1 pseudogene is annotated in these 1026 nt (G+C 47.7%); it reads right to left on the reverse strand.

The features are described 5' to 3' along the window. Positions 1–1026: pseudogene (locus IQR33_RS33055) on the reverse strand (phage tail tape measure protein); the annotation flags it as partial.

Raw genomic sequence — 1026 nt, forward strand, 5'->3', positions numbered from 1 at the left:
CAACCAGCAGACATCATTTGCCCGATCCCCATGGCAAGCGACAATGTTGCAATCACCCCGCCAAGAGACAGGCCTGCGATAGCGACATAGCCAAGAATTTCAGCAAGCCAAGGAAATTGGTCCGTCCAACCAACAATCACCATTAAGCCGTCAGCCATGGTGCCTACAACTGAATTGATTGAAGGAAGAATCGCACCAAATACCGCAGCACGAACCGCAAACCATGCCGCTTCTAACCGTTCCCACTGATCTGTCATGGTGCTGGCCATTTGCTCAGCCTTCGACATTCCCTCGATTTGACCAAGTTGGTCAATACTGCCTGCGAGTCCTTCAGTATCAGCCATTAATAACTTAATCATGCTAACGGCTTCTTCTGAGCCGAATGCCTTTTTCAAATCAGCCGCTTCAGCAACACTTAAGGTGTCACCATATTTACCTTTCAATTGTTCAAGAATATCTAGTATAGGCAGCATCTGACCTTGGCTATCGGTAAACGACAAATTGAGCTTATCTTGAGCGTTGGCCACACCCGCTAAGAATGCTTTGTATTTGGTACCCGCTTCGCTGCCACTCATGGTTGATTGAAGGGTGCCTAAAATCGCCATCTGCTCTTCGATAGCAACTCCTGCACTGGTCGCATTCGCTCCGATGCTAGTGAAAGCACTACTCATGCCTGCGCCTGTAGTCTTAAACATTTCAACAGACTGCGCAGTCATGCCGGCAATTTGTTTGGACCAAATTCCAACCCCAATTTCATCAGCTTGATTTTTGAAAACACCATACATGGTGCCCATATAATCCGTAATGGTTGCTGTATCAGCCTTAGTCGCAGCAGCTAAAACGGCAGAGCTTTTGGTGATGTCAGAAAGGTTGTCTCCATCAATATCACCAAATGCTGACTTGATATCATATGAGGCGCCGACAATATCTGTGGCGGATTTCCCGTACTGTGCCGATGTCCAAAGCGCGGTCTTTGAAAGCTTCGTGAGATCCTCATCCAGAACCCCTAACGACTTCACTTCGCCT

It is taken from the genome of Vibrio sp. OPT46 (genome assembly GCF_015163535.1).
Lineage (GTDB): Bacteria > Pseudomonadota > Gammaproteobacteria > Enterobacterales > Vibrionaceae > Vibrio > Vibrio alginolyticus.